Source organism: Rhodococcus sp. NCIMB 12038 (assembly GCF_002165735.1).
Classification (GTDB): Bacteria; Actinomycetota; Actinomycetes; order Mycobacteriales; family Mycobacteriaceae; genus Rhodococcus_F.
In genome coordinates this window covers 1-6835 of record NZ_NHML01000079.1, presented here as the reverse complement: position 1 = coordinate 6835, position 6835 = coordinate 1, and the positions used below count along the sequence as shown (strand labels likewise).

General features: G+C 67.8%; 6 protein-coding genes and 1 pseudogene. All 7 read left to right on the top strand.

What is annotated here, in order from left to right; translation table 11 throughout:
* On the top strand, positions 1–837 hold an 837-nt coding region (locus tag CA951_RS41960), incomplete at its 5' end, for an IS1380 family transposase (protein WP_143543213.1).
* Positions 838–1026: 189 nt separating this feature from the next.
* A complete protein-coding gene (locus CA951_RS41955) occupies positions 1027–1635 on the top strand; it encodes a trimeric intracellular cation channel family protein (RefSeq protein WP_087562456.1) in 609 nt (202 codons plus the stop codon).
* A 67-nt stretch (positions 1636–1702) separates the two neighbouring features.
* Positions 1703–2389: a response regulator transcription factor gene (locus tag CA951_RS41950; RefSeq protein WP_087562455.1), complete on the top strand. Its 687-nt coding sequence runs from the start codon at positions 1703–1705 to the stop codon at positions 2387–2389.
* On the top strand, positions 2389–3867 hold the full coding sequence (locus CA951_RS41945; protein WP_087562454.1) for a HAMP domain-containing sensor histidine kinase: 1479 nt from the start codon (positions 2389–2391) through the stop codon (positions 3865–3867). Before CA951_RS41950 ends, CA951_RS41945 begins: the two co-directional genes overlap by 1 nt.
* Before the next feature lie 129 nt (positions 3868–3996).
* Positions 3997–5490: a trypsin-like peptidase domain-containing protein gene (locus CA951_RS41940; protein ID WP_087562453.1), complete on the top strand. Its 1494-nt coding sequence runs from the start codon at positions 3997–3999 to the stop codon at positions 5488–5490.
* Positions 5490–6050: a molybdenum cofactor biosynthesis protein B gene (locus tag CA951_RS41935; RefSeq protein WP_005567398.1), complete on the top strand. Its 561-nt coding sequence runs from the start codon at positions 5490–5492 to the stop codon at positions 6048–6050. Before CA951_RS41940 ends, CA951_RS41935 begins: the two co-directional genes overlap by 1 nt.
* 664 nt (positions 6051–6714) lie before the next feature.
* Positions 6715–6835 (top strand): annotated as a pseudogene (locus CA951_RS44800) (mspA family protein); the annotation flags it as partial.

Genomic DNA, 6835 nt, shown 5'->3' with positions numbered 1-6835 from the left:
CTGCGCCGCGGCGCCTGTGGATCCTCCCGGGGCGCGTCCCGGATGGTCACCGACGCCCTCGCCACCCTCGGCCACATGGGCCCGCAGTCACCGGGTTGGGTGTTGGTGCGGGCCGATTCCGCGTTCTACGGGCACCCGACTGTCTCCGCGGCGCTGCGTACCGGTGCCGACGTGTCGGTCACCGTGCGGATGACCGCGAAGGTGAAGGCTGCCATCGCGGCGATCGACGAGGATGCGTGGATCCCGATCGAATACACCGACGCCGTCTACGACGAACAGACCGACCGGTGGATTTCCCGCGCCGAGGTCGCCGAGATCGACTTCACCGCCTTCACCCGCCTTGCATCCGAGCGAACACCGGGCCGGTTGGTGGTGCGCCGCATCCCCGACCTGAATCCCCGATCCACCGACGGTCAGGGCACGTTGTTCGACACCTGGCGGTTCCACGCGTTCTTCACCACCACCGACCCGGCCGTCCTGGACACCGTCGCCGCGGACAAGGTTCACCGCGGGCACGCGATCATCGAGCAGGTGCACGCCGACCTGAAGGCTTCCGCGCTTGCGCATCTGCCGTCGGGTCGGTTCGCCGCCAACAGTGCCTGGCTGGTGCTGGCGGTGATGGCGTTCAATCTCACCCGCGCCGCCGCCACCCTCACCGGCACACGGCTGGTCAAAGCGACGACCGCCACCATCCGGCGGACCCTGATCTCGGTGCCGGCGCGGATCGCGTCCTCGGCCCGCCGGCTCACCCTGCACCTGCCGCGGCACTGGCCTTGGGAATCGGAATGGAATCACCTCTTCNCCCACACCCGACATCGAAAACCCCAGGCCACCTAATCCGTCCGGCCCTCCCGGCCCCGACCCGAAACCCAGTGGAACAACCCGACACCCAGGTCGGGCGATCACCCACACCCTGGCAGCCCATCAACGCCCGCAACCGGACTCACCACTCAACCCGGCCTCGATCGGTGGATCGAGGTTAATAAGTACTCACGGGCCGAAGGCACGCCGTGCGAACCTTGGCGGGTGCTGCTGTACATCCTGGAACTGGTGGGCATCGCGGTGTTCGCGGCGTCGGGCGCCCTGGTGGGGGTGACGAAGCGCCTCGACATCTTCGGTGTGTGCGTGGTCGGTGTGTTCACCGCTCTGGGTGGCGGCATCGTCCGCGACGTCCTGCTGGGCATCCACCCGCCGACATCGCTGGGAAGCTGGCCGAACCTCGGCACGTCGTTCGTCATGTCATTGCTGGTGTTCTTCCTGCATTCGACTGTAGGGCGGCTTCGCCGGGAGATCTTGGTGCTGGACGCCCTGGGGATGGGCCTGTTCGCGAGCACGGGCGCGGTGATCGCGCTCGACCACGGGGCCAGTCCGCTGGCGTCGTGCCTCATCGGCGGCACGGCGGCGATCGGCGGTGGCATCCTGCGCGACGTGCTGGTCAACGAGGTCCCGTTGCTGCTGCAGCGGGACTTCTACGCGGTGCCGGCGCTGCTCGGTTCGGCGCTGGTCGTCGCGGTGAGCGAGTGGGGTTCGGGGACCGATGTGGCGCTGGTGGTGGGGACGGTGTTCGCGTCCGCGCTGCGGCTGGTGGCGTTGTGGCGGAACTGGGGTCTGCCGGGTCCGCGCGTCGTCGAGTGACCGGCGACATCCCCATTAGAGGTCCCTTCTCAGACATATCTCAGTTGATCGGGCCAAACTGTCGGGTATGCGCATTTTGGTGGTCGACGACGATCGCGCCGTGAGGGAGTCCTTACGGCGGTCCCTCAGCTTCAACGGGTACTCGGTGGAACTGGCCGTCGACGGTATCGACGCTCTCGAGAAGGTCGCGAACGCACGCCCCGACGCGCTCGTGCTCGATGTGATGATGCCGCGTCTGGACGGTCTCGAGGTGTGCCGCCGGTTGCGGAGCACCGGCGACGACCTGCCGATTCTCGTCCTGACGGCGCGCGATTCCGTGTCGGAGCGGGTGTCGGGCCTGGACGCCGGAGCCGACGACTACCTGCCGAAACCGTTCGCCCTCGAGGAGCTGCTGGCCCGGTTGCGTGCGCTGCTGCGCCGCGCCGCCCCGGAACCGGGCATCGATTCGGAGAAGATGACGTTCGAGGACCTCACGCTCGACCCGGTCACCCGCGAGGTGACGCGCGGCGAGCGGTCCATCAGCCTCACCCGCACCGAGTTCTCGCTCCTCGAGATGCTGATGGCCAACCCGCGCCGGGTGCTCACCCGCGGCCGCATCCTCGAGGAGGTGTGGGGTTACGACTTCCCGACGTCCGGCAACGCGCTCGAGGTGTACATCGGGTATCTGCGCCGCAAGACGGAGGCGGACGGCGAGACCCGCCTGTTGCATACCGTCCGCGGGGTCGGCTACGTGCTGCGGGAGACTCCTCCGTGATGGCTGTTCCGTTCCACAGAACTGCCCCCAAGTCGGGGGCGGCGAAGCACGACACGCACCACATTTCCCGGCACCCCACAGGACCGATCCCGTTACCGCCCGAGATGCGGCCTCCGATGCCGTTGACCCGGTCGGTGTCACTGCGGTGGCGGGTGACGCTGCTCGCCGCGTCCGTGGTGGCCATCGCGGTGGCGGTGATGGCGATCGCGGCGTACGCCGTGGTGTCGCGGGCCCTGTACGCCGATGTCGACAATCAGTTGCGGAACCGCGCGTCGGCGCTCATCGACAGCAACCTCGTGACGTTCGATCCGCGGTACATCGCGGGCGCGACGCTGTACACGACGGACATCAGTGTGGCGCTGGTCTTTCCGGACCTCGACACGTACACGCCACCGGGTTCCAATGTGCCGATCGGCGAGCCGGAGCTGTCGGTGGCGCGCGGCGAGCAGGAGACGTCCCTGCGCACTGCGGACAACCAGCGGGTGCTGGCCGAGCGGACCCAGGACGGCAGCACGCTGGTGATCGCCCAGCGGCTGGCGCCGACGGGGGCGGTGCTCGACCGGCTGGCGTGGGTGCTGTTCATCGTCGGCGGGTGCGGGGTGGTCCTCGCGGCCGCCGCCGGAACGACGGTGGGGCGCACCGGTCTGCGTCCGATCGCCCGGCTCACCGCCGCCACGGAACGGGTGGCCCGCACCGACGACCTGACACCGATGCCGGTGACGGGCAACGACGAACTCGCGCGTCTCACCGAAAGTTTCAACACCATGCTGAGGGCGCTCGCGGAATCGCGGGAGCGGCAGAGCAGGCTCGTTGCCGACGCGGGACACGAACTGCGGACGCCGCTCACGTCGTTGCGCACCAACATGGAGTTGCTGATCGCATCGAGTCGTCCTGGTGCGCCCCACATTCCGGACGAGGACATGGCCGAACTACGCACCGATGTGGTGGCGCAGATCGAGGAACTCTCGCAGCTGGTGGGCGACCTCGTCGACCTGGCCCGCGAGGACGCACCGGAAACCGTCTTCGAGAGAGTCGATCTCAGTGAAGTGGTGGACCGCAGCCTCGAGCGCGCGCGACGCAGGCGCAACGAGATCGACTTCACTGCCGTCACCGTTCCCTGGTTCGTCTACGGCGACCACGCGGGATTGTCGCGGGCAGTACTGAACGTCCTCGACAACGCCGCCAAGTGGAGTCCGACCGGTGAGCAGGTGCGGGTGGCGATGAGACCGGCAGGCGACGGACTTCTCGAGCTGACGGTCGACGACGCGGGCCCGGGTATTCCGGAGGAGGACCGGGAGCTGGTGTTCGACCGCTTCTACCGGTCCACGGCGTCACGCTCGATGCCCGGCTCCGGGCTGGGGCTGGCGATCGTCCGGCAGGTGGTGGTCAAGCACGGCGGCACGATCGCGGTGGACGTCTCCGAACGGGGTGGTGCGCTCATCCGCATCGTCCTTCCGGGGGAACCCGAAGCGGAATAGGCTCGAAGCTCGAGGTCTCGGCTAACTCAAAGGCCGGTCTCAGGACCCTCTCAGTCCCACCGGGCACTCTCGTAGACAGAGACGGTGCGACTGCCCCTGCGGGTGGTCGCGGGAGATGGAAGTGATGCGATGAGCGAGGATCGAAACAGCCACGACGGCGACAGCCGCGAGAACGCCGGTGGCGACCGGGGCGGGCGCCCCGACCAGCCGGCCAACCCACAGCCGCAGTCGCCGACGCCGGGGTACCACCCGACCGAGCAGTTCCCGACCACTCCGCACAACCCCGCGGGCGGTCCGGCGGGGCAGCAGGCCTACGGCGCCGGGTACCCCCAGGGCAATCCGTACGGTGCGCCGCACCAGCCCACCCAGCAGTTCGGGCACCCCCAGCACGGCGCTCCGGGACATCCGGGTGCCCAGCATGCGGCCGGGCAGCCGGGGACGCCTCAGGGCCCGTTCCCCGGCCTGCAGGGGCCCGGACAGACCGGCGGGGGGNCGACGGCGACCGTGACGAAGCGTCCCGCACGCACGGCGATCGTGGTGGGCGCTGTGGCGCTCGCTCTCGTGAGCGGCGGCATCGGCGGCGTCGTGGGTTCGCTGGCAACGGACCGGAACGGCGGCGGCGCCGCGGTGACCAACTCCCTCGACGCCCCCAAGAACAACACCGCGACCCCGGCCGCGAATGCACCGGCGGGGTCGGTGCAGGCGGTCGCGAACAAGGTGGTCCCGAGCGTCGTCCAGATCGAGGTGGCGACGGCGGGCGGTTCCGGTGGCGAGGGATCCGGCATCGTCATCTCGTCCGACGGCATGATCCTCACCAACAATCACGTCGCGGGCGCTGCCGCCAAGGGCGGCAAGCTGACGGTCGCGTTCTCGGACGGCAGCACCGCGGACGCCAAGCTGGTCGGCGCCGACCCGGTATCCGACCTCGCGGTCATCAAGGTGGACGGCAAGACGGGCCTCACCCCGATCGAGCTGGGCACTTCGGGCAACGTGCAGGTCGGACAGCAGGTCGTCGCGATCGGTTCGCCTCTCGGTCTCGCCGGCACCGTCACCGAGGGCATCATCTCGGCGCTCAACCGCCCGGTGTCGACCAGCGGTGAGTCCGGCAACCAGAACACCGTCATCGACGCCCTGCAGACGGATGCGGCGATCAACCCGGGCAACTCCGGCGGCGCTCTCGTCAACATGGACGGTCAGCTGATCGGCATCAACACCGCCATCGCGAGTATCGGCGGTTCCGGCGCGGGCGAGCAGAGCGGCTCCATCGGTCTCGGCTTCGCGATTCCCGTCGACCAGGCCCGGCGCATCGCGGACGAGCTGGTCAAGACGGGCAAGGCCACCCAGGCCGTCATCGGAATCCAGGTCCCGTCGCAGGACGCTGCCAACGGTGCCACCGTCGTCGAGGTCACGTCGGGCAGCCCGGCGGAGAAGGCGGGAATTCCGAAGGGCTCGGTGATCACGAAGGTCGACGACCGGGTCATCACCAGCGGCGACGCGCTCATCGCCGCCATTCGTTCACACGCACCGGGAGACAACGTGTCCATCACCTACACCGACGGGAACGGATCGAATTCCAAGACCGTCGACGTCACGCTCGGAACCGCCGAACAGGGCGGCCGCTGATGAATACGGGGATTCTCGGGCAGGTCGAGTCCGTTCTGAACGGGGCCACTACGGTAGGGACCATGGACATCGAAGCCTCGCTGGCCGGCCGCGCGCTGGTGGTAATCGTCGACGACCGCACCGCTCACGGTGACGGCAAGGACTCCATCGGGCCTCTGGTGACGGAACTGCTGAACGAGGCCGGCTTCATCGTCGACGCCATCGTCGCGGTGGCGGCCGACGAGGTGGAGATCCGTAACGCGCTCAACACCGCCGTCATCGGCGGCGTCGACCTCGTCGTCTCCGTCGGCGGCACCGGCGTGTCGCCCCGCGACGTCGCCCCCGACGTCACCGCCGAGGTCCTCGACCGCGAGATTCCGGGAATCTCGGAGGCCCTCCGGTCTTCGGGTCTCGCCGCCGGTTCGCTGGACGCCGGTCTCTCCCGCGGGCTCGCCGGTGTGTCCGGCAGCACACTCGTGGTGAACCTTGCGTCCTCTCGCGCCGCAGTCCGGGACGGCATGGCCACCCTGACGCCGCTCGCGGCACACGTGATTTCCGAATTGTCCGGTCTGGAAGGCTGAGACGATTTCTCATTTCGACGAGCCGGGTTCGCACACCGAGCCCGACGAGCAGGCAGTTCCGAGCCGGGCCCCGATCGACAGGGCCCGGCTCGAACGCATCTTCGGGGACGTCTACCCCGACACCACCGCGGACGAACGCGATCCCGGCGAGGCGTCTCACTATGTGGACGGACGCAACGAGTCCGAGGAGTGGATTCGACGTCAGGTTCCTCCTCATCACGGGTAAACGCTTTATTGGAATCTGGATGAATCTAAGTGTTGTCGGCAGTAACGGAAAAAATCGCGCCCGGAAACTCACTGGTACGCCCGCTTTAATTCGCGTGAGCCCAAAGCGGGGCTACCCGTAGGTAATGTTTCGTTTTCAACTTTGTGAGGCACATCACAATTGCGTCACGGGCTGATCACGTTGCCCAGGTTCTTAGCTCAGGTTAATGTCCCTGACGAGTCAGTACGAAGATGGAGGGCGGGGCGTGGTGCCACGTCGTCGCCCGGACGGGCCTCCGAGTGAGGTTTGTCTCTAGTGTCGAAATTCCGGCAACTGGTCGTCTGCAGTTAACGCTGCGGACACCTTTGCTGCGAATACTGCGCTGGGCCCGAAATGGACCACTCCTCAGCTTCGATCGTCGAGGCTGGGAACCTGCATGAATCCTGATGAGGGGAACGAATGAGCGAGAACCGCAAGTCCGGCCTGCGCCGTGGCGCCCGTATTGCAGGCCTGGGTGCTGCTGCGGCTGTTGCACTCGGTTTGATGTCTACTGGTGCGGCGAGCGCGGATACTTTCATCC

Excerpts from the sequence above, each read along its gene's own strand:
- CA951_RS41935 (WP_005567398.1), top strand. The coding sequence starts at position 5,490 with ATGAATACGGGGATTCTCGGGCAGGTCGAGTCCGTTCTGAACGGGGCC.
- CA951_RS41950 (WP_087562455.1), top strand. The coding sequence starts at position 1,703 with ATGCGCATTTTGGTGGTCGACGACGATCGCGCCGTGAGGGAGTCCTTA.
- CA951_RS41945 (WP_087562454.1), top strand. The coding sequence starts at position 2,389 with ATGGCTGTTCCGTTCCACAGAACTGCCCCCAAGTCGGGGGCGGCGAAG.